The organism is Pelagibacterium xiamenense (genome assembly GCF_021166475.1).
Lineage (GTDB): Bacteria > Pseudomonadota > Alphaproteobacteria > Rhizobiales > Devosiaceae > Pelagibacterium > Pelagibacterium xiamenense.
On sequence record NZ_JAJOYS010000001.1, the window covers coordinates 1,466,030 to 1,487,586 of the forward strand.

Sequence of the window (21,557 nt, forward strand, 5' to 3'; positions counted from 1 at the left end):
GCAAATAACTATGCCGGCAGGTCGCGCGAAAACTCGTTAATGTCTGCCCATGGATCGCCGGACATGGTTACTAAACCTGGAAGCGTAGAGTAATTGAGATCCTGGGGGGAGTCGATAGATTCAAGATCGCCCCACTCTATTGGGGTCGAGGCGGGCAGGTGTGTGCGGGCCCGCAGGGAATAGGCCGACACCGCCGTCGCGCTGCGGGCATTGCGGTGATAGTCGATGAAGATGCGGTTCTTGCGGTTTTCCGCACCCATGACGGTGACGAAGGTGTCGGGGCCGGTCGCCGCGAGGTCCGCCGCGATCCGGGCGCTTGCCGCGTGCGCTTGCCGCCAGCCGAGCTTGCGGGTGGTCGGCACGACGATATGAACGCCCTTGCCGCCGGAGGTCTTGACGAACGGCACCAGCCCCATCTCCTCGAGTTCCGCGCGCAGATGCACCGCGGCGTTGACGACGTCCCGCCAGGCCACGCCTTCGCCCGGGTCGAGGTCGAAAATGATGCGGTCAGGCTTTTCGAGGTGATCGAGATGCGTGCCCCAGGCGTGGAATTCGACCGCGCCGAACTGCGCCAGGGCCAGGTAGGCTTTGACGTCCGTAACGGCGATAAAGGTCTTCTTTTCCCCCTCCGAGTTTGCGGTTTCCACGGTCGCGAGAGAAGCGGGCATGCCGGTGAAGGGGTGGCGTTGAAAAAAGCAGTCGGCCGATTTGCCCGTGGGGCAGCGGAATAGGGAGACCGGCCGGCCGAAGAGATGCGGCAGCATGAAATCGCCCATGCTCGCGTAGTAGACCGCGATGTCGAGCTTGGTGGGACCGTTCTTGCCGAAGAGACGGCGCGTGGGGTTCGTCACCCAGACACCGGCAAGGTCCGCATCGGTTACGATTCTCTGGCGCGGGGCGGGCGCCCGGCTCGACAGGCTGGCTTCGCGCAACCCCCGGAAAACGGCGTGGCGCAGCATGCCGTCCGACGTCAACGCGCCATACTGGATCCGGGCGGTGAGGACGGGTTTAACCGCCACCACCTCTTTGGGCGCCCCCTCCAGCGTTCCTCCGCTTTCGAGCGGGCGGAGACGGTCAAGCAGATCCGCCATCCCCGCGGCATCGAAGCCCGTGCCGACCTTGCCGCGATAGACAAGGTCATCCCCCACCCATTCCGCGGCTGCGATGGCGCCAATGCCGCCCGCGTCAGGGGAGACGGTGTAGCCGGCGATGACGAAGTCGCCGACCTGCGGCGCCTTTATCTTGAGCCAGGTACCGGACCGTTTGCCGCTATAGACGCTGTCGGTCCGCTTGGAGACGATGCCTTCAAGGCCCATTTCGGTGGCCTTCTCGAAGAGCGCGCTCCCGTCCCCTTCCACGTGGTCGCTATACTGAAGCGCGGGGTTCGCGCCTTCGAGCAGTTGCGCCAGAAGAACCTTCCTGTCCTCGAGCGCTGCACCGCGCAGGTTCCAGCCATCGAGGTGCAGGAGATCGAACGCGTAAAAGACCAGGTTTCGGGGGCGGCCTTCAGACAGTGCCGCCTGCAGGAGGCCGAAACGGCTGATGCCCTTCTCGTCGAGGACGACAATCTCCCCGTCGATCACCGCCTCTCGGCACGGTAGCGACGCGAACGCTTCGGGAAGATCGCCATAGCGCCGGGTCCAGTCGAGCCCACCGCGCGTGATCAGGCGCGTTTCGCCCGCTTCCACATATGCCAGGGTGCGATAGCCGTCGAATTTGATCTCGTGGAGCCAATGCGCGGTTTTGGTGGCCTGAGGCGGTGCGCCGGCGGCGGTGGCCAGTTGCAAAGCGAGCTTTTGCGGTATCGCCGCTTCGACAGCACCCTTGAGCCTGCCGGGCCTCAAAGCGCGGCGCCGGCGTTTCGGGGCGGGGGGCGGCTGCACGAGGTCTTCGATCAATCGGCCCGATTTCACGCTTTCCGGCCGGGCTTCAAGGATGTCCACCTCGGTGTCCATGGCCTGGTCGTGCTCTTTGAAAAGCAGCCAGTTCGTCTTGTCCTTGTCTTCCGGCCGGCCCTTGAGGCGCGTGAGCATCCAGCCGCCCGCGAGCTTCTCGCCTGCGAGCCGGAACTTGAACGCACCCTTGGCGATATCGGTTTCCGCATCGCCCATCGGAGCCCAGGTGCCGGTGTCCCAGACGATCATCGGGCCGCCGCCATATTCGCCCGCCGGGATGACGCCTTCGAAGTCGAGATAGTCGACCGGGTGATCTTCGGTGGCGACCGCGAGCCGTTTGTCCGCCGGGTTCAAGGAGGGGCCCTTTGGAACCGCCCAGCTCTTGAGCACCCCGTTGAGTTCCAGCCGGAGATCGTAATGGTCGGCGGTGGCATGGTGTTTGTGGACAACGAAACGGAAACCGGTCTGACCGTCCGCGCCGAAGGGTTCGCTGGTCCGCGAAAAGTCGCGCTTCTTCCGATAGCTCGTGAGCCGGTTCTCAGTCATGGGGACACAATAGGCGCAGAAAATCGGGTGACGCCAGCGTCAACCGAGGTCTTTCTCGGCCAGTTCGCGGAAAGCGTCCGGCACCGAGCCCCGCTCGTTAATAAGCGCGGCCGCATATCCGACGGCGCCGCGGCCAAAGCGGGTGCGCACCTTGTCCATTGCCATGTCGGCCGAAAGGCGGGCGACGCCCTGCCGGGTGCCCGGCCGCCGCACCTCGTCGGGGAGACCGAGCGGGAGCTCGAGCTGGAGGGCGGGCTGTTCTCCCAGATGTGAGACGGACACCGCAAGCAGCGTAATCGTTCTTTCTTCCGGGTGGTCCGCCAGCGCGGCGCGGACGAGCGTTTCGGCGATCTCGGCAACGGTGACCGTTGCGGAAACCGGCGCATCGAGGGTCGCCGAGCGGGTGACGGCGCGCATGTCGGCGAACCTTACCCGAACCGTGACGGTTCGCCCCGCGAGCGATTTGGCGCGCAGGCGCGAGGTCACGCGATCGGCCAGATGCCAGAGGGTGGGCTTGAACACCGCCGCGACCGCGGGCCGCCTGCCCAGCGCCGACTGGGCCCCTGCCGACCGGGCCCGCACCTGCGGAAGAATCTTGCGGGGGTCGCGGTTGGCTGCCAAGGCGGAGAGCTTCTCGCCGGCGGCGGTTCCGAGGAAGCTCTGAAGGTCTCGGCTGGAGGTTTGGGCCAACTGTCCGATGGTCAGGATACCCTCCGCCTTGAGCCGGGCTTCGCTGACGGGGCCGACGCCCCATATCAGCCCGACGGGCAGGTCGTGCAGAAATACGCTCTCGGCGTCCGGATCGACCACAACCAGCCCGTCGGGCTTTGCAACCTGGGATGCCACCTTGGCGAGATGCTTGGTTCGCGCCACGCCGACGGAAATTGGCAGGCCGAGTTCGGTTCGAACGCGCGCGCGGATTGTCGCCGCGATGTCCCTGGGCGCGCCGAACAGATGCGTGCATCCGGCGACGTCCGCGAATGCCTCGTCGATCGAGATGCGCTCGACCAGCGGCGTAAAGTCACCAAGAACGGCGATCGCTGCATCTCCGAGGCGCTGATATTCGCGAAAATGCCCCCCAACGAAAATCAGTTGCGGACAAAGCTCCCGCGCCTTGCGGCCGGACATGCCGCCATGCACCCCGAATGCCTTCGCCTCATAGGACGCGGCAAGCACGACACCGCCGCCGACAGCGATCGGCTTGCCGAGCAGCTCCGGATTGAGCAACTGCTCGACCGACGCATAGAAGGCGTCGAGATCGGCATGAATGATCGTCGCTTCGGTTTCCATGGCGCCACCGGAATGCCGCGCTCAGTCTCGCATGTTCTTGATATGTTCTAATTTCTCACGCGAGTCAATGCGAAGGCGCTGAACAGGCGGAAGCGGTATGGCGGGGCAGAATGGGATGAAAGAGTTGGCTGGGGAACCTGGATTCGAACCAGGACTAACGGAGTCAGAGTCCGTGGGTCTACCGTTAACCTATTCCCCACCAGCCGTGCGGCGCGCTGTGTGCGGCGCCTGAGGTGGCGCTTGTTTAGCGGCACGAGATGGCAATTTCAAGCCTTGCCGTTCACTATTTTGTGCCCGGCAGGACCAGGTCAGGCATTATGACCGGACCGGCGCCCGCCAAGCGATGGCGCGGCTGGGACTGTAGCAGCCTAGAGCCACCGTGTTGGAATAATTGCCCGAAACGATCTGCACCTGGCCGTTGTCGCACAGGCCGACGACGACGCCGACATGGTGCGGCATCACCATGATGGCTCCGACAGTGCCGGGCTCGGCCGGCTCGCCATAGCCCGCGAAATCCACGGCGCGGTTCGACCCGAGCGGCTGCAAGCCCGAACGGACCAATACGGCATCCATATAGCATGCGCACCAGCGGCCCGGGCACCCCGTAGGACGGCTGGCACCCAACTCGCCCAGCATCACGTTGATGACCGTCTGCGCATCACGGGCCATCGAAGGGGAGTCGACAGCAAGGATCGCGATAACGGAAACAATGGCAGATGTCATAAGACGCAGCACAGTAATATTGTCCTTTGACGTTGCGACAATCAGTTGTTCCGGCCCGGTGGGCCGGCGTGCACCTGAACTGGTGACATCACTGCGGGTCGAGTGGCCGCATATCGCGTCTGCGCGACGACATGCGGATCGCAAATACTGCACATTGATATTGCAGTGTGCGAAACATTACGGCGCTCAATTAGGCGCTGCACCCGCTGGCGCGGGGATAAATAGGAGTTTTGTGGCGAAAACTTGACGGTTCTGTCAGGTGGTATTGAGGTGCCCGCATGATTGCGTTGCCCGGCACGATGCTCTAGTCTCCTTTCGAACGACAAACATACCTGCCAGGGGCGCCTGCCTCGGCACCGAACCGCATCGGAAGCGCCCTATACCGTCGCTCCAGGCGGTATGGCTGGGGGCATTGCGACCGGCAGGCCGGAGAATAAGACGTTGACCGAGTCCGATCGGTCCGCCGTTGCGACGCAGCCCGAAACCGGGGTGCGCGCCCACGCCTTGGGGAACGCTCCCGAGCGGCGTGAGCCTGTAATCGCGGATCCGCCCAAGCCGGGTGGCCGCACACGGTCCCGGCGGACGCCGCCAAAGCTGCCTGCCAGCGCCCGCAAGCGCCGCGCGCCGACCTACGCGGCGCTTGATCTGGGCACCAATAACTGCCGGCTCCTGATCGCGCGCCCGACCGAAAACGGCTTCCGTGTGCTCGACGGGTTTTCGCGCATCGTGCGGCTTGGTGAAGGGCTGAGCCAGACCGGCCGGCTTTCGGAGGCGGCGATGGAGCGCACCATCGAGGCGCTCAGGCTTTGCCGCAACAAGATCGCCCAGCACGAAAACATCCGCGCCCGCATCATCGCCACCGAAGCCTGCCGCTCGGCCGTCAACTCGGCGAGTTTTCTGGCGCGGGTCAAACGCGAACTCGGCATGGTGTTCGAGGTCGTTGACCGCAAGACCGAGGCCCAGCTCGCCGTGACCGGCTGCGCCGACTTGATCGAGGCAGACTCCTCGGGCGCGCTCCTGTTCGATATTGGCGGCGGATCTTCGGAACTGGCCTGGCTCGATTTCAGGGGCGGGCGCCCCAAGAACCAGGGCAAGACGGCCGCTTCGATCCGGTCCTGGCAGTCGCTGCCGGTCGGGGTCGTCTCGATCGCGGAAAAGTTCGGCGGCATCGACGTGACGCCGGAGATCTTCGAGGCCATGGTGGAGCATGTGAGCGCCGAGCTGCGCCACTTTCGCGGCCGCGACAAGCTGCGCGAGATGCTCAAGACCCATCCGCTTCACTTCCTCGGCACATCGGGCACGGTGACGACGCTCGCGGGGCTGCATCTGGGCCTCGAGCGCTACGAGCGCGCCAAGGTCGACGGGCTCTGGATGCGCGCGGAGGACGTCGATGCGACAATGCGCGTGCTGCTGACCATGAGCTACGAGCGGCGCATGGCCAATCCGTGCATCGGCAAGGAGCGCGCCGATCTCGTCATTCCCGGTTGCGCGATTTTCGAGGCCATCCGCCGCGAATGGCCCTGCCAGATGATCCGCGTTGCGGACAGGGGGCTGCGCGAGGGCATACTGATTTCCATGATGGCCGAGGACCGCGTCTGGATGCGTGGCCGCTCCGGCCGCAAACGGCGGGGAGGGCGCAATGCCAAGTAAGCCCACGGGCAAAGGCAGCGGGCGCCGGGGTGACCGCGACCTCAAGATCCGCGTCAAGACCGCAAGGAAGCGCTCGAACTCCTCGACCGCATGGCTCCAGCGCCAGCTCAACGATCCTTACGTCGCCCGCGCCAGGGCAGAAGGGTTGCGCGCACGCTCGGCGTTCAAGCTCATCGAGATCGACGAGAAACACAACCTCCTGAAGCCCGGGATGCGGGTCGTCGATCTCGGCGCTGCGCCGGGCGGATGGTGTCAGGTTGCCGCCAAGGCGGTCGGGTCGGACCCGGAACACCCGACGGTTGTGGGTATCGACTATCTCGAAATGGATCCGGTACCCGGCGCCATCCTGCTCCAGAAGGATTTTACCGACGATGACGCGCCCGAAGCGCTGATCGCGGCGCTGGGCGGGCATAAGGCCGACATCGTCCTTTCGGACATGGCCGCGCCCACCACCGGGCACAAGCCCACCGATCATCTGCGTATCGTCGCCCTCGTCGAACTCGCCGCCGATTTCGCGCTCGATGTGCTCGCGCCCGGCGGTACGTTCGTTGCCAAGGTGTTTCAGGGCGGCACCGAGCACGAGCTTCTGGCCATGCTCAAGCGCAATTTCGCGTCGACCTTTCATGCCAAGCCGCCCGCGAGCCGCGCGGAATCCGCCGAGACATATCTCGTGGCTCGCGGTTTCAAGGGGGAACGGGTCGATTAGAACCTGGGCGAGCGGCCTTCGTAGCCCTGCGTCGACGTCTTTTCGAGCGCCGCGGCGCGCTGGGCGGCTGTCCGGTGACCGGATACCGCTTGCCCCGCATAGCGCGGCAGCAGCGCGTACGGGATGGCGGCCAGCATCGAGGCGCCTGCGACAATGAAGAAGGCCAACTGGAAATCGGGTACTCCGAGCGGCGCATCGCGCATGGAACTGCTCAATTCCAGAACGCCGCCCGCCAGTGCCACGGCGAGCGCCGTCATGATGGGCCGCATCACCGAGTGGATGACGGTCGCGGCGCCGGCCTGCTCTTCGCTGATTTCTGAGAAGGCCAGGGCGTTTTGCCCGGTGAAATAGGTCGAGCGCAACAATCCGACGAAAAAGATGACCAGCATCATCACGACGACAGGCGTTTCGGGTACGAACGTGCCCTTGATAGCCGAGCCGGCCGCCGAAAGCAGTACTGCGCTCATGAGCGCCGTCCGGAAGCCGATCCGCGCATAGAGCGGTTTTGCAACGAACTTCATCAAGAGCGCGCCAAACGCGCCCACGAAGGTGATCATGCCGGATTCGAACGGCGTATAGCCGAACCCGACCTGCAGCATGAGCGGCAGGAGGAATGGCGACGCCCCGACGCCGACGAGAAACAGCGACGTTCCGACGACCGCCGCCCGGTAGGTCGGTTCGGAAAAGAGCCGCGGGTCGAGCAACGGATGCTCGATACGCAGCGCGTACGGGACGTAAACGACTGCGGCGAGGACGCCGATGCCGGTCGAAGCGAAGGCGATCCACATCGGCAGGACCGGCATCGAGAGCAGCGACAACCCGAAGACCGTGCCCGAAAAGGCGACCGCCGTAAGGAAAAAACCAGGGAAATCCATGGGCTTGAGCGGTGCCGACTCCACACGCGGCAGATAGCGCGTGATCAGCACCAGCCCCGCAAGCCCGATGGGGACGTTGACGAGGAAAATCCAGTGCCAGCTCAGGAACGTCGTCAGGAACCCGCCGATGGGTGGGCCAAGGGTTGGTCCGATCAGCGCCGGGACCGTGAGCCATGCCATGGCGCTGACCAGTTCGGTGCGCTGTGTCGTGCGCAATAGGATGAGCCGGGCGAGGGGGCTCATCATGGCCCCGCCGATCCCTTTGACGAACCGCGCCATGACAAATTCCTGCAACGATCCGGCGAATGCACAGCCGATCGAGCCGATGATGAAAACCACGATGGCGGCGCGGAAAACGTTCTTGGCCCCGAACTTGTCCGCCATCCAAGCGCTGATCGGGATGAAGATTGCCAGCGCCACGAAATAGGCCGTGAAAGCGAGCTTGAGCGCGACTGGCGTGGTGCCGATATCCGCGGCGATCGCGGGCAGGGACGTGGCGATGACGGTCGCGTCCATATTTTCCATGAACAGGGCGACCGCCAGAACAAGCGGAATTATGCGGGTCAATGGTCCGAACCGGTTGACAGGCGAGTCGTATCGCTGCCGATAGTCGGGTGAATTGGCCCGCAACGCAATCTTGGCGGCGATCCGACGCTGAACTAATTGCCTTGCACGGCATTATCTCCCGATGGCGGCGTTCCGGCCGCAGAGAGGAAATCGCCATGGCATCAGGCCGCTACCACGTGCTGCTTAACCGCAATTCCGGAACCGTTCAGGCGCTCGGCATTACCCCCGAGATGTTGGCCGAGCGCTTCGAACAGCACGGTTTCGACGCGATTGTAGACGGTGATACGGAAACGCCTGTCGCCGAACGCATCGAGCGTGCCGTCGCCAGCGATGCACAGGTGATTGTCGCAGCCGGTGGAGACGGTACGGTCACATCGACGGCCGCGCGCATCATGGGAACGGGCAAGACCCTCGCCGTCCTTCCGCTAGGGACGTTCAACCTGCTCGCGCGGGATCTGGGCGTGCCGCTCGACCTCGACGCCTGGATCGAGGCCTTGCCGCATATGGTGTCCAAAGACATCGACGTGGCCGAGGTCAACGGAACGATCTTCCTCCACAAGGCCGTGATCGGGGTCATGCCCGATATCGCCGCGGCGCGAGAAAAGATCCGGGGCGCAGGCCGGCTCGCGGGCCTTTCCTATTTGCGCTACGTTTTCCGCCGTGTTGCGCGATCCCGCCGGCTCGCGCTCGAAGTCGTTACCGATACCGGGGAAAAGCGCATCGAACGGGTGCACGCGATCGGGGTCGCGTCGAACGCTTATGATGAGGAGTTCGGGCACTTCATGTCCCGCCAGCACCTCGATTCGGGCATCCTGACCCTCTACAAGGTCGACCGGATGTCCCCGCTCGCCTTCGTCCGGCTGGCAGCCGGCATGATCGCGGGGCATTGGCGGGACGATCCGTCCTTGCGCATCCAGTCAGCCCACGCGGTCACCATCCGGTCGCGAAAACCGCGGTTGCAGGTTATGATCGACGGTGAAATTGAAAGCCTGGAGACACCTTTGCATTTCACGATAAAACATAAAGCGCTGCCCATCCTGGCTCTGCCTGCCCAGGCGGAGGCCCCCGCCGAAAATCCCACCGTCGCAGCAGCACCTTAGCTGATGCGGCTCGTCCATTTATCGGACCTGCATTTCGGCCGCCACGATTCTGCGGTGGTCGAGGGACTTGCGCGAGAGCTTGAAAGCCAGAACGCCGATCTGATCGTCGTTTCGGGTGATTTCACGCAGGTTGGCAGCGTGCGCGAGTTCGCCCAGGCGCGCGAGTTCCTCGATTCGCTTCACGCCCCCGTCTTTGCCGTCCCAGGCAATCATGACGTGCCGCAAAGGGATCTGTTCTTGCGCTTCATCGCGCCTTATAGCCGCTACCGGCGCTATATCGGCTTCGATCTCGAACCCTTCCATGAAGACGATACCGTCGCGATTGCCGGGCTCAAGACGTCACGCCGCGCCAATTGGCGGAGCCTCAACTGGTCCGACGGCGCCATCAGCCGCGATCAGCTCGACCGATTGGGCGACCGGTTTGCAAAGGTTCCCGCGCACAAGGTCCGTATCGTCGTCGCGCACCATCCCCTTTTGCATCCCGAAGAGCCGATGGCTCACAAGCAAAGACGCGTCCGGCGCGCCGACCGGGCGCTCGAGACATTTGCGCAACTGGGTGTGAGGTTGGTGCTTTCAGGGCATTTCCACATGTCCTATGTGCGCCGTCACGAGCACGCCGGTGAAATCCGTCACGCCGCCCCGACCGGCCCGCGTCGCGCCGCCGCAGCTCCGATCCTCGTGGCTCAGGCCGCCTCGACCACATCGACCCGCCTGCGCGGCCATCCCAACGCCTATAACCGCATCGACATCAGGGACGGAACGATCACAATCGACGTGCGTGAATGGGGAGAGAGCGGCTGGGTGACGCGCGAAAAGGCGCAGCAACCCGGTTAAGGCACGCCAATACGCCCTCCGGCGGCTGGCTTCTGGTTCAATGAAGCCTGGCCGCAGACGCGCTAGGCCGGCCACGCCGTTCCCGGCAGCGCAGCTTCGAGCGCGGTCTTGGAGGCGTCCAACATGACGATGTCGTCGAAGTTCCGTACGCCGTGCGCGGTAGTGGTGACCCCGGCACTCACCGCCAGCGCGAGCATTGCAGCGGTGATGTCGGACTGGTCGCCTGAGCGCATGGCGTGGGCGCCCAGTTTCGTTCCCGAGCCGTCGAAGGCCTCGACGAGGAGGCGGGTGCATACCGGGCCGAGCGGTGGGAGCGCCGCCATTAAGCGGGCAATAGCATCCGCCCGCCGCGCGACGAATGCGCCTGCGCGCCGGCCGGCCAGAAGGCCCAGGAGCCGTGTCGTGCTGGCGGGCGCAACGGCGAGGAAGGTGCGCGCCTCATCCAGATCGAGCGCCCGGGCGATGGCGACCTGGTCGGAAAACGCAAAACCGATGGCCGGAACGGGCCGCTCGCCGGGCGCGAACCGCACCTGGCGGCGCTCGCGGCCAGGCGCGACGGTGCGCCAGACACCATCGCGCCTGGCCCGATAGGTGCCGCCAAGACCCGCGAGCGTCCATACCACAGCCGCGTGGCCGTGATGGCGGCCCATACCCATTTCCAGAACCACATCGATCCGCCGGGTCTGCGGATGAGCCTCTTTGAGATCGCGGGCCAGAACGTTGGTGAGGCCCGGCGTCAGCCCGGCATTGAGAACAGCGAGGCCCGGCCCGGATGGCAGCGCGGCTTCCAACCGGGTGAGATACTCGGGGTCCGCAGACGCATCGATATAAAGACCGCCCCGCTTCACGACCGTAGCCGCGGCGCTGGGCGGCAATGCTTCGACGAAGTTGACGACGATCCGCGCGTCGGAGGGGAGGCCGGCGCTGGCGTCCAGGGCCGTGCCCCGCGCTCGCCGCCCGAGGGATGCTGCCGCGGTCTCGGCTTTCGCCGCGTTTCGGCCGGCAAGGACTATGCGGTGTCCGCTGGTGTCCAGCACCCGGCGGGCGAGCTTCGTTCCGACGTCGCCATAACCGCCGATCAGCCAGATTTCGGCATCATGTGGAGTCTCGAAGGGCATGAGATAGTCCTTTCTTCTTTTTGCGCCGCACGATATGCCCCGCCACAGACCAACGAGATATGATCGAGATCACAATGCTGCCGGAACCGTTCGACACGATCCCATCGGCCGACCGCTTCATGCGCACCTATGAGAAGGGGGAAACGGTCTTTCTGACGGGGCAGGATATTGCCGGCCTTGGAATTGTGATCGAGGGTTCGTTGGAACTTGCCTTTACCGGGGTCGGTGGCGAGCGCGTCATCATCCACCGGGCCGAAACGGGCGATACGCTGGTCGAACCCTGCCTGTTCGCGCCGTCCTACCAGTGCGACTGCACGGCACTCACGGCGGCACGGATCGTCTTTTTGCGCAAACAGGCGGTGATCGATCTGCTGGCTTCCAGGCCCGACTTCGCGCTGTCCTACATCAAGACGCTCGCCGCGCAGGTCGACGCCCTGCGGGCGCGGCTCGAATTGCGCAACATCAAGAGTGCCCGGGATCGGGTGCTGGCCGCGCTGATGCTGATCGGCCAGACACGGACCGTGAGCGCCTTTGCGAGCGAAATCGGTCTGACCCATGAAGCGACCTTCCGGGCGCTTTCGGCGCTGGTCGCGGAGGGCAGGGCGGTGCGCCTGGAGCGCGGCCGGTACGCGCCGGCGGGCTAGCCGCCTTCCTGCTCCCGCCGCTTCTTCCTGCCGCGCGCCACTTCCGTCGCCAAAGCATCCAGCTTCGGCTCCCAGAAGCGGCGAAAGTGGTTGAGCCAGCGGTCGACCTCGAGCATCGGTTCGGGGTCGACCGCGTAGATGCGCCGTGTCCCCTCGGGGCGGACGGTGGCGAAACCGCTGTCGCGCAGGACCTTGAGGTGCTGCGAGACCGCGGCCTGGGTGATGCCGAATTCGCGCTGGATGACGGCAACGATGGCGCCGGATGTCCGTTCGTTTTCGGCGAGCAGTTCAAGGATGCGGCGCCTGACGGGGTCGCCCAGTACGTCGAACGCGTGCATCAGGCCCCCGGCGGGGTGGCGCCAGTGTAAAACGCGATGGCGCGATCGGCGGCACCCCGGGCCTGTGCGGGGTCTTCGCCGGAGGCGATGTCGGCCTCGGCCCAGGCGTCGCCCGAACCGGTCATGAAGGCTTTGGCCTCGGGCGAGGTATTGAATTCGTCTTCGTTGAACTTTGCGTCGGGCGCTGAAAGATGCAGCGCAAGGCCCATGAGCCCGAGTTCCCAGCCCACGCCGACGGCACCGGGGCCGTATTCGGCCCAGTGGGGGGTAACCGGCGCCGTGTGGACCAGGACCAGTTGCGTCCGGTCCGGCCCGTCAGGCGAAAGCGTCACCTCGATCCAGCTCACTTCGCCGCCGAATTCCCACGTCGCAGCGAACGACCGGGGCGGGGCGCAGGCGGTGATCGTGCCACTGGCGTTGCCCTGGACCTGAAACTGGCCACCCTTTTCGAGATTGCCGTCCACCGGCGCGAACCAGCGCGGCAGGCGCTCCTGGTTGGTGAGCGCATCCCAGAGATCGTTTGCGTTCGTCTCGTAGGCGCGCGTCAGTGTGACCGCGCGCGCCGGCTTGCCCTCAACCTCGACTTCGCTGACCGATCGGGAGACCGCGCCGAGGTGCTTTTCGACATCGATATCCATGTTGCCTCCATAATACAAGGTTAGGCTTATATTAGTGACGGCTTGTATTTTCGTCAATGCTCTTCCGGTCTGCCTCGATATTGCGCGCTGTCAGGCCCCTTTCCAAACCGCATCCCCGGTGGTAGTAACCCTCGCCAACCCAAGCCCGGTCTTTGAGTCGTCCCGCCCGGGTTTAAGGAAACGAAAAGCGCATTCAAAAGTCGGCCGGGCTGTCACGTCCTGGCAGGCGGGATGCGCTATTACCGTTTTTCGATTTGATCGCACGAAAGGGTCTGGCCTTGGCGAAGATTATTTCCTCCATCACCGGCGATGCCGCGCTCACCTTCGACGACGTGCTGTTGCAGCCCGCGCGCTCGGACGTGCTGCCGACCGCCGTCGACATCAGCTCCTATGTAACCAGGGATATCGCGCTCAATCTGCCGATTCTCTCGTCGGCCATGGACACGGTAACCGAGGCCAGGATGGCCATCGCCATGGCACAGGCGGGCGGCATGGGAGTCATCCACCGCAACCTCACGCCCGAGCAGCAGGCCGAGCAGGTCAAACAGGTGAAGCATTTCGAATCCGGTATGGTGGTGAACCCCATCACCATCGGGCCGGAAGCGACGCTGGGCGATGCCTATGCGCTCATGGAGCGCTACAAGATCTCCGGCATTCCCGTCGTTGCCAATGGCGGTGCCGGCGGGCGCGCCAAGGGCAAGCTGGTTGGAATATTGACGAACCGTGATGTGCGGTTCGCGACCAATCACGGGCAGAAGATTTCCGAGCTGATGACGTCCGAGGGGCTCGTCACCGTACGCGAAGGCGTCGCGCAGGAAGAGGCCAAGCGGCTTCTCCATCAGCACCGGATCGAAAAGCTCCTGGTCGTCGACGAGCACATGAACTGTATCGGCCTCATCACCGTCAAGGATATCGAGAAGGCACAGCTCAATCCCCACGCGATCAAGGACGCCCATGGACAGTTGCGCGTTGCCGCCGCATCGACGACGGGCGACCAGGGCTACGAGCGCTCGATGGCGCTGATCGACGCCGGCGTCGACCTCCTCGTGATCGATACCGCGCACGGGCACTCGGTGCATGTGGCGGGCGCCGTCGAGCGCATCAAGCGCGAAAGCAACGCGACCCGCATCGTCGCGGGCAATGTCGCAACCGCCGAGGCCACCAAGGCGCTGATCGATGCGGGCGCGGATTCGATCAAGGTCGGCATCGGCCCGGGCTCGATCTGCACCACGCGGATTGTTGCGGGCGTCGGCGTGCCGCAGCTGGCGGCGGTCATGGCCTGCGCCGAGGAAGCCGACAAGCAGGGCGTGCCGGTGATCGCGGACGGCGGCATCAAGTTCTCGGGCGATCTTGCCAAGGCGCTCGCGGGTGGCGCCTCGGTGGCGATGGTCGGTTCTCTGCTTGCGGGCACCGACGAGAGCCCCGGTGAGGTCTATCTCTACCAGGGCCGCAGCTACAAATCCTATCGCGGCATGGGCTCGGTCGGTGCCATGGCGCGCGGGTCCGCGGACCGGTATTTCCAGCAGGAAGTCAACGACCAGATGAAGCTCGTCCCCGAAGGGATCGAGGGGCAGGTGGCCTATAAGGGGCCTGCCAGCGGCGTGCTGCACCAGCTCGCGGGGGGCTTGCGCGCCGCAATGGGCTATACCGGCGCGAAAGACCTCGAAACCTTCCGGCGCGAGGCGACCTTCGTGAGGATTTCGAGCGCGGCGCTCGGCGAGAGCCACGTCCACGACGTGACGATCACGCGTGAAAGCCCCAACTACCGCGGAGCCAAATAGTGCGGCTTCCGGGCCGGCTTGCCGCCGCCATCGAAGTGCTCGCGGACATGGAGCGCCGCAAGCGCCCCGCTTCCGAGGCGCTCAAGGGCTGGGCGCTCGATCATCGTTTCGCGGGCGCCGGGGACCGTGCGGCCATAGGCAACCTCGTTTACGACGCGCTGCGGCGGCGGGCGAGCCATGCCTGGCGCATGGGCAGCGACAGCCCGCGCGCGCTGGTGCTCTCGGTCGCCGTCAACGACTGGGGCGAGGACGTCGCGGCGTTGAATCAAAGCTTTAAGGACGACAAATTCGCCCCGGAATCGATCTCCGAGGCGGAGGCGGCAAGCCTTTCAAACGACTCCGCTTTTTCCGACGCGCCGGGATATGTCCGGGCCGACATACCCGCCTGGCTTGAATCATCGCTTGAACGCGGCTTCGGCGCCGATTGGGTCGCCGAAGGGCAGGGGATGACCACGCGCCCGCCGCTCGATATGCGCGTCAACACGCTGAAGGCGCATCGCGACAAGGTCGCAAAGTCACTGGCGCGGTTCTCGCCGCAGCCGACGGCAATCGCGCCGGACGGCTTGCGCATCGCCTCCGGCCCGCGCGACGCGCGCACGGCAAACGTGCAGGCGGACGAGGCCTATCAGAAAGGCTGGTTCGAAATCCAGGACGAGGGCAGCCAGATCGTCTCTCTGCTCGCCGGCCCCGTGCCGGGCGAGCAGGTGCTCGATCTCTGCGCCGGGGCAGGGGGCAAGACCCTCGCTATGGCGGCTGCGATGGGCAATACCGGGCAGATATTCGCCTACGACGCCGAGCGCACGCGCCTGGCGCCGATCTTCGAGCGGTTGAAACGGGCCGGCGTCCGCAACGTTCAGACGCGCAACCCCGAGCCCGGCGCGCTCGACGATCTCGTGGGGAAGATGGACCGCGTCGTGGTCGATGCGCCCTGCACCGGGACCGGCACCTGGAGGCGCCGGCCCGACACCAAATGGAAGCTCACGCCCGAGCAGTTGCAGGCCCGGATCGCCGAGCAGATTGCGGTGCTCGACGAAGCCGCGCGCTTTGTGCGGCCCGGGGGCGCGCTGGTCTATATCACCTGCTCGATCCTGCCCGAGGAAAACGACGACCAGGCCGTTGCCTTTCTCGCGCGGCACGAGGGCTTTGCGGCGCGGCCGCTGCTGCCGGTGTTCGAAGAGACATTCCCCGGCGTCGCGGGCAAGCCCGCCAGTGCCGACGGAACAACGCTTGGCCTGACACCCGCGCGTACCGGCACTGACGGGTTCTTCTGCGCCATGTTCGTGAGGACGGCGGCGTAAGGGCAGGGCGGTTGTGCGTCGACCCGGATTGAACCTATCGGCGCGGCCAGGCGTTGTGCCGTGCATGACGCATGCACAAACACCTTCAGGCTTCAGTCGCCGCTATCGCCTCGTATTCCTGGGCGCTTTCCTTGTCCTCGTCATTGGAATGGGGGCCTTTATCGGAGCCCAGTCCGTGCCGGGCCCCTGGTTCGCGGCGCTCGAAAAACCGCCCTTCAATCCGCCAAACTGGGTCTTCGCGCCCGTCTGGTTCACCCTATATGTCCTCATCGCCTTCGCCGGCTGGCGGATTTTTCTCAAGGCACCCGTCAGCGGCACCATGGCGCTCTGGGCGGGACAGATGATCGCCAACTGGACCTGGTCCCCAGTGTTTTTCACATTGCACAACCTTTGGCTGGCGCTGCTTGTGATCCTTCTGCTTCTGGGGCTCATCGTCGGCTTCATCATTGCCGCCTCCCGGAAGGACAAACTCGCAGCGTGGCTCTTTGCGCCCTACGCCTTGTGGGTCACGTTCGCGACGCTCCTCAATGGTGCAATCGCACTCATGAACTAGAGGACGCTGGGGTAGCCGTCCTGTTTGAGCAGACGGGCGAGATGGGCCGTGGAGCGGGCGACCATGCGGCAGGTGGACGATATCCGATCGGGCACCGTCTCAAGATCGACGAAGTCCGTCGCCTGCATCGCTTCGCCCACCCAATAGGCGACAGCGTTGGGCGCCAATGAGAAGCCCACATCGTTGAGCCCCTGGAACAGCTCGGCGGAAACGTGGTGGGCCCCGTCTTCATTGCCGACAACGGCGGCCGCCGCAACCTTGTTGTAGCTCGGCATCCGGCCCTCTTGGTCCTTTTCGCCCAGAAAGGCATCGAGACGTTCGAGGACCCGTGCGGCGACGCTTGAGGGATGGCCGAGCCAGATCGGGCTCCCGAGCAGCAGAATATCGGCCTCGATGATCTTTTGCCGGATCATCGGCCATTCGTCCCCGTTGCCCTCATCGGACGTGACACCCGGACGGATATCGAAATCCGCCACCCGCAGGGTTTCGGCAACGGTCCCGAGCGTGTCGAACTCGCTCAGCAGGCAATCGAGCATGCGCTCGGTCGAGGATGGTGCGCCCGTGGTGGGCTTGAGCGAGCAATTGAGCGCCAGGATGCGCAATGCGGGCGTTTCGGGCATGACAATCTCCTGAGTTTGGTGGGGCAAGGTTCGCAGCGACGCGGAAGGGCGCTTCCCTTCCTTTTGGGCGGGCCGGGAGACTTTGACACCGGTACGGCCCGCCCGTTTCCTGTTGGCGAATAACGCCCCGGCCATCCGGGCGGTTGCACGGGCGGGATAATCGGTCGCAGGATGCACCGGCCCATTGCCTGACAAAGCGATTCCCATTAAAGCCTCGCCATGCAGATCGAAACGCCCCCCGACTCCATCCTTATCGTCGATTTCGGCTCGCAGGTGACGCAACTGATCGCGCGCCGGGTGCGCGAGACCGGCGTCTATTGCGAAATCCATCCCTTCTCGAAAGCGCTCGAAGCGCTCGAGACGCTCCAACCCAGAGGCATCATCCTTTCGGGCGGCCCGGCGAGCGTGGTGGAAGACGGTTCGCCCCAGGCCGACCCGGCGCTTTTTGAAGCCGGCGTGCCGGTGCTGGGCATCTGCTACGGGCAGCAGGCGCTTTGCGTGGCGCTCGGCGGCGTCGTCGAACCGGGCGAGGTGCGTGAATTCGGCCGCGCCGAGGTCAAGATCGGCTCCGAGTGCGCCCTCTATGACGGGGTCTGGTCCCTCGACCATTCTTACCAGGTGTGGATGAGCCACGGGGATTCCGTCTCAAAACTCCCTCCCGGCTTCAAGGTCGTGGGCACCTCGCCGGGCGCCCCCTTCGCCATTATCGCGAACGAGGAGCGCAGGATCTACGGCGTGCAGTTCCACCCCGAGGTGGTGCATACCCCGGACGGCTCGAAGCTGTATGCCAATTTCGTCCACAAGATCTGCGGCTGCGACGCGACCTGGACCATGGCCGCCTACCGCGAACAGGCGGTTGCCGCCATCCGCGAGCAGGTCGGCAAGGAAAAGGTGATTTGCGCGCTTTCGGGCGGCGTGGATTCCTCGGTGGCCGCGGTGCTCATCCACGAGGCCATCGGCGAACAGCTCACCTGCATTTTCGTCGACCATGGATTGATGCGCAAGAACGAGGCCGACGAAGTCGTGACCATGTTCAGGCATCAGTATAATATCCCGCTCGTACACGTTGACGCTGCGGACGAATTTATCGGCGAGCTCGAAGGTGTCGTCGAGCCCGAAGCCAAGCGCAAGATCATCGGGCGGCTTTTTATCGAGACCTTCGAGAAGGAGGCCCACAAGATCGGCGGGGTCAAATTCCTCGCCCAGGGCACGCTCTATCCCGACGTCATCGAATCCGTCTCCTATTCAGGCGGACCCTCGGTCACGATCAAAAGCCACCACAACGTCGGCGGACTGCCCGAGCGCATGAACATGCAGCTCGTCGAGCCCCTGCGCGAACTGTTCAAGGACGAAGTGCGCAAGCTCGGCCGCGAACTGGGTCTGCCCGAACACTTCGTCGGCCGTCACCCGTTCCCCGGCCCGGGCCTCGCCATCCGCCTGCCGGGCGGCGTGACCCGCGAAAAGCTCAGTATCCTCCGGCAGGCTGACGCGATCTATCTCGACGAGATCCGCAAGGCGGGGCTTTACGACACGATCTGGCAGGCCTTCGCGGTGCTGCTGCCGGTCCAGACCGTTGGCGTGATGGGCGACGGCCGCACCTACGAGAGCGTCTGTGCGCTGCGGGCCGTGACGTCGGTTGACGGCATGACGGCGGATTTCTACCCCTTCGACATGAATATCCTCGGCCGCGCGGCGACCCGGATCATCAACGAAGTCAAAGGCATCAACCGCGTCGTCTACGACGTAACCTCGAAGCCCCCGGGGACGATCGAGTGGGAATAGCGATTTTTCCGATTAGGGCTGGCGTGAAGAAAGTTGCGTCAGCCCTAATTTGTTGAAATCAATAAACGTTCCAGGCTGATCCACTCTTGGTTGGCTTTCGTCGTTCGATCACCACGCGGTCGGCTGGGCCGACCTCATCGATGGCCTCGAGAAGACGGGGAAGAGTGCTGACGATGTCGTTTCCCGGTTCACAGCATATGCAGCCGGTTGAGGCTTCGATAAGGTCCGACGCCGTCCCGTCGACCCCGAACAGATCATTATCGAGCGGCACATCCCCGAACCCATTGACATAACCATGGTCTTGCGGCCTTCGGGCCGCACCATCTTGCTGAGCAGGGTCGTCTTGGCCGAACCCGGAAATCCGATAAGGCGATAAACGGGGTTCGGATTACGGAAGTCGCCCTGAAATGCCTTCACGTCGATCCCTCCTGGCATTCGCCACAGAGGCCACGCAGCTCGACGGTGATCTTTCTGGGCTGAAAGTCATTGCGTTTCGACCATTGTGCCAGTCCGCGCCCGACCCCCGCTTCTGTAAACTCCTCGACCTGTCCGCAACTCTCGCAAATGGCAAAGGCGGCGGGACCGTCCTCCTTGTGGTGGTGTGCGCAGGCGACGAAGGCGTTGAGGCTTTCGAGACGGTGGACCAGACCCAACGCCACCAGCTTGTCGAGGGCTCTATAGACCTGCAAGGGGGCCTTCATGGTTCCGCCCTTTACCCGTTCGAGCAGCGCGTAGGCGCCAAGCGGTGTTCCGGCAGCCAGCAGCGCATTCCAGATCAGTTCCTGGTTCGGGGTGAGCCTTGCCCGATGGTTCATGTCGATTCCCGGCTTGCGTATCATGAAATGTAATGTAATAACGTCACGAAAACTCGACAACCGATTTCTGGACTGCCTGCTTTGTCTGCCGCCGCTGTGACATTTTCGGACCTGACGCTGGGATATAACGGCCATCCGGCTGTTCACCACCTCAGCGGCGCTGTGCGCAAAGGCTCGCTCACTGCCGTGGTAGGCGCAAACGGATCGGGAAAATCCACGCTGATGAAAGGCATTGTGGGCATGCTGGCCCCGATGACCGGACGCTGCACGGTTGCCTCCGGCATGCGCACGGCTTATCTGCCACAGCAATCGGAAATCGACCGCAGTTTCCCTGCCAGGGTTGTCGATCTGGTGTCACTGGGCCTCTGGCCGCGCCGCGGCCTGCTTGGACGGCATCGAGGCGAGGACCGGCACGCGATTGCGCGCGCGCTGATGGCTGTGGGTCTTGAGGGATTTGAAGGCAGGCCTATCGACAGCCTTTCGGGTGGGCAGATGCAGCGTGCGCTTTTCGCCCGCGTATTGGTGCAGGACGCGGAGTTGATCCTGCTCGATGAGCCGTTCAATGCCGTCGATGCAAAAACCGTGACGGACCTTGTGGCACTCATCAAGCACTGGCAGTCGGACCAGGGGCGGACGGTGCTTGTCGTCGTTCACGACCTTGATCTCGTGCGCGATCATTTCCCCGAAGCGCTGTTACTGGCCCGGCGGGCTGTCGCCTGGGGAGATGCCCGCGATGTCCTTGGTGCAGGAAACCTGTTCAAGGCCAGGCAGTTCACCGAGGCATGGGACGATACCGCGCCCTGGTGTGAGCCGGGCCACGAGCATGCGGGTGCCCATGCCGAGCACGGGGGGCACGTCTGATGGACGCGGTCTTCGAGCTCTTCATAGCCCCTTTTCTTGCGTTCGGTTTTATGCAGAAGGCGCTCCTCGGCGCTCTGATGCTCTCGGTTAGCGCCACCCCTGTCGGCGTCTTTCTGATGCTGCGGCGCATGAGCCTGACCGGCGACGCCATGGCCCATGCCATCCTGCCTGGCGCGGCCGCAGGGTTTCTCCTGTTCGGTCTCGAACTCGTGCCCATGACGATCGGCGGACTGGTCGTCGGGGTCGTCGTTGCGCTCGGAGCAGGGGTGGTGTCACGTCTCACGGTCCAGAAAGAAGACGCGTCCATGGCCGCCTTCTACCTGATTGCGCTTTCGGTGGGTGTCGTGATGGTCTCCATGCGCGGCTCGAGCATCGATCTGATGCACGTCTTGTTCGGCACCGTTCTGGCACTCAACTCCGAAGCGCTGACGCTGATCGGCGGCGTGGCTGCGCTGACGCTGGCAACGCTCGTGGTCTTCTGGCGTGCCCTGGTGGCAGAATGCCTTGATCCGGTGTTTCTGCGCTCGGTCTCGAAGCTGGGATCGCCCGCGCACTTCATCTTTCTCGGCCTCGTCGTTCTCAATCTGGTGGCCGGTTTTCAGGCGCTCGGGACGCTGTTGTCGGTGGGGCTCATGGTGCTCCCTGCCGCGGCTGCCCGTTTTTGGGCCCACCGCGTCGAGACCATGTGCATTGTTGCGGCGGGATTGGGCATGGCCTCTTCGGTCGCAGGTCTTCTTCTTTCGTATCACCTCAGTCTTCCGTCGGGACCGGCCATCATTCTTTCGGCTGGCGTTGCCTACGCCGTCTCCGTGCTTGTCGGCCGCCGCGGTGTCATTTTCACTCTGCGTCCGCGCACATCCCATCGCACTGCCTAGGATTTTTCTGCCATGATCCGTTCGCTGATCACTGCCCTATTTTGTTCT

21 protein-coding genes and 1 tRNA gene are annotated in these 21,557 nt (G+C 64.3%); 11 read left to right on the plus strand and 11 right to left on the minus strand.

The window, feature by feature from the left end:
* Positions 1-8 precede the first annotated feature (8 nt).
* The 4 genes from ligD to LSG43_RS07195 form a co-directional block, all read right to left on the minus strand.
* The gene (gene ligD, locus LSG43_RS07180; RefSeq protein ID WP_231802470.1) at positions 9-2,441 is read right to left on the minus strand and encodes a DNA ligase D; all 2,433 of its coding nucleotides are present in this window, start codon (positions 2,439-2,441) and stop codon (positions 9-11) included.
* Between the two features lie 39 nt (positions 2,442-2,480).
* On the minus strand, positions 2,481-3,731 hold the full coding sequence (dinB, locus tag LSG43_RS07185) for a DNA polymerase IV (protein WP_231802472.1): 1,251 nt from the start codon (positions 3,729-3,731) through the stop codon (positions 2,481-2,483).
* A gap of 125 nt (positions 3,732-3,856) precedes the next feature.
* Positions 3,857-3,930: transfer RNA gene (locus LSG43_RS07190), tRNA-Gln, on the minus strand.
* Between the two features lie 116 nt (positions 3,931-4,046).
* Complete coding sequence (locus tag LSG43_RS07195) at positions 4,047-4,454, minus strand: C40 family peptidase (protein WP_231802474.1); 408 nt, start codon at positions 4,452-4,454, stop codon at positions 4,047-4,049.
* Positions 4,455-4,895: 441 nt separating this feature from the next.
* On the opposite strand from LSG43_RS07195, the gene LSG43_RS07200 reads away from it, so the two are divergent.
* Complete coding sequence (locus LSG43_RS07200; RefSeq protein ID WP_439652007.1) at positions 4,896-6,104, plus strand: Ppx/GppA phosphatase family protein; 1,209 nt, start codon at positions 4,896-4,898, stop codon at positions 6,102-6,104.
* On the plus strand, positions 6,094-6,810 hold the full coding sequence (locus tag LSG43_RS07205; RefSeq protein WP_231802478.1) for an RlmE family RNA methyltransferase: 717 nt from the start codon (positions 6,094-6,096) through the stop codon (positions 6,808-6,810). Before LSG43_RS07200 ends, LSG43_RS07205 begins: the two co-directional genes overlap by 11 nt.
* Here the strand turns inward: LSG43_RS07205 and LSG43_RS07210 are convergent.
* A complete protein-coding gene (locus LSG43_RS07210; protein ID WP_231802480.1) occupies positions 6,807-8,252 on the minus strand; it encodes an MFS transporter in 1,446 nt (481 codons plus the stop codon). The genes LSG43_RS07205 and LSG43_RS07210 overlap by 4 nt on opposite strands.
* Positions 8,253-8,407: 155 nt before the next feature.
* Between LSG43_RS07210 and LSG43_RS07215 the strand changes: the two genes are divergently transcribed.
* Together LSG43_RS07215 and LSG43_RS07220 are read left to right on the plus strand one after the other, a co-directional pair.
* Positions 8,408-9,352, plus strand: a complete 945-nt coding sequence (locus LSG43_RS07215; RefSeq protein ID WP_231802482.1) for a diacylglycerol/lipid kinase family protein — start codon at positions 8,408-8,410, stop codon at positions 9,350-9,352.
* 3 nt (positions 9,353-9,355) lie between these two features.
* Positions 9,356-10,186 (plus strand): metallophosphoesterase family protein, encoded by an 831-nt coding sequence (locus tag LSG43_RS07220; RefSeq protein ID WP_231802484.1) that lies wholly within the window; start codon positions 9,356-9,358, stop codon positions 10,184-10,186.
* 62 nt (positions 10,187-10,248) lie between these two features.
* Here LSG43_RS07220 and LSG43_RS07225 read toward each other — a convergent pair whose 3' ends face one another.
* Positions 10,249-11,304 carry a saccharopine dehydrogenase family protein gene (locus LSG43_RS07225; protein WP_231802486.1) on the minus strand — a complete coding sequence of 352 codons (1,056 nt, stop codon included), beginning with the start codon at positions 11,302-11,304 and terminating at the stop codon, positions 10,249-10,251.
* A gap of 59 nt (positions 11,305-11,363) precedes the next feature.
* Here LSG43_RS07225 and LSG43_RS07230 point away from each other — a divergent pair, with 59 nt between their 5' ends.
* Positions 11,364-11,948: a Crp/Fnr family transcriptional regulator gene (locus LSG43_RS07230; RefSeq protein WP_231802488.1), complete on the plus strand. Its 585-nt coding sequence runs from the start codon at positions 11,364-11,366 to the stop codon at positions 11,946-11,948.
* Here the strand turns inward: LSG43_RS07230 and LSG43_RS07235 are convergent.
* Together LSG43_RS07235 and LSG43_RS07240 are read right to left on the minus strand one after the other, a co-directional pair.
* Positions 11,945-12,286 (minus strand): ArsR/SmtB family transcription factor, encoded by a 342-nt coding sequence (locus LSG43_RS07235; RefSeq protein WP_231802490.1) that lies wholly within the window; start codon positions 12,284-12,286, stop codon positions 11,945-11,947. The two genes, LSG43_RS07230 and LSG43_RS07235, sit on opposite strands and share 4 nt — an antisense overlap.
* The gene (locus LSG43_RS07240) at positions 12,286-12,924 is read right to left on the minus strand and encodes an SRPBCC family protein (protein ID WP_231802492.1); all 639 of its coding nucleotides are present in this window, start codon (positions 12,922-12,924) and stop codon (positions 12,286-12,288) included. Before LSG43_RS07240 ends, LSG43_RS07235 begins: the two co-directional genes overlap by 1 nt.
* 278 nt (positions 12,925-13,202) lie before the next feature.
* Here LSG43_RS07240 and guaB point away from each other — a divergent pair, with 278 nt between their 5' ends.
* From guaB to LSG43_RS07255, 3 genes are all read left to right on the plus strand, one after another.
* Positions 13,203-14,705, plus strand: coding sequence for an IMP dehydrogenase (gene guaB, locus LSG43_RS07245; protein WP_231802494.1), 1,503 nt, complete (start codon positions 13,203-13,205; stop codon positions 14,703-14,705).
* Complete coding sequence (locus tag LSG43_RS07250) at positions 14,705-16,003, plus strand: RsmB/NOP family class I SAM-dependent RNA methyltransferase (RefSeq protein WP_231802496.1); 1,299 nt, start codon at positions 14,705-14,707, stop codon at positions 16,001-16,003. Before guaB ends, LSG43_RS07250 begins: the two co-directional genes overlap by 1 nt.
* Before the next feature lie 64 nt (positions 16,004-16,067).
* Positions 16,068-16,556 (plus strand): TspO/MBR family protein, encoded by a 489-nt coding sequence (locus tag LSG43_RS07255; RefSeq protein ID WP_231802498.1) that lies wholly within the window; start codon positions 16,068-16,070, stop codon positions 16,554-16,556.
* On the opposite strand, the gene LSG43_RS07260 is transcribed toward LSG43_RS07255, so the two are convergent.
* Positions 16,553-17,176 (minus strand): flavodoxin family protein, encoded by a 624-nt coding sequence (locus tag LSG43_RS07260; RefSeq protein WP_231802500.1) that lies wholly within the window; start codon positions 17,174-17,176, stop codon positions 16,553-16,555. The two genes, LSG43_RS07255 and LSG43_RS07260, sit on opposite strands and share 4 nt — an antisense overlap.
* A gap of 219 nt (positions 17,177-17,395) precedes the next feature.
* Between LSG43_RS07260 and guaA the strand changes: the two genes are divergently transcribed.
* Positions 17,396-18,958: a glutamine-hydrolyzing GMP synthase gene (guaA, locus tag LSG43_RS07265; RefSeq protein WP_231802502.1), complete on the plus strand. Its 1,563-nt coding sequence runs from the start codon at positions 17,396-17,398 to the stop codon at positions 18,956-18,958.
* Between the two features lie 58 nt (positions 18,959-19,016).
* On the opposite strand, the gene LSG43_RS16595 is transcribed toward guaA, so the two are convergent.
* Positions 19,017-19,319, minus strand: a complete 303-nt coding sequence (locus tag LSG43_RS16595; protein ID WP_369412461.1) for a GTP-binding protein — start codon at positions 19,317-19,319, stop codon at positions 19,017-19,019.
* A 52-nt stretch (positions 19,320-19,371) separates the two neighbouring features.
* Positions 19,372-19,773: a Fur family transcriptional regulator gene (locus LSG43_RS07270; RefSeq protein WP_231802504.1), complete on the minus strand. Its 402-nt coding sequence runs from the start codon at positions 19,771-19,773 to the stop codon at positions 19,372-19,374.
* Between the two features lie 81 nt (positions 19,774-19,854).
* Between LSG43_RS07270 and aztA the strand changes: the two genes are divergently transcribed.
* Together aztA and aztB are read left to right on the plus strand one after the other, a co-directional pair.
* Positions 19,855-20,634 (plus strand): zinc ABC transporter ATP-binding protein AztA, encoded by a 780-nt coding sequence (gene aztA, locus LSG43_RS07275; protein ID WP_231802506.1) that lies wholly within the window; start codon positions 19,855-19,857, stop codon positions 20,632-20,634.
* A complete protein-coding gene (gene aztB / locus LSG43_RS07280) occupies positions 20,634-21,509 on the plus strand; it encodes a zinc ABC transporter permease AztB (protein ID WP_231802508.1) in 876 nt (291 codons plus the stop codon). The genes aztA and aztB overlap by 1 nt, the downstream gene beginning before the upstream one ends.
* Positions 21,510-21,557: the final 48 nt, after the last annotated feature.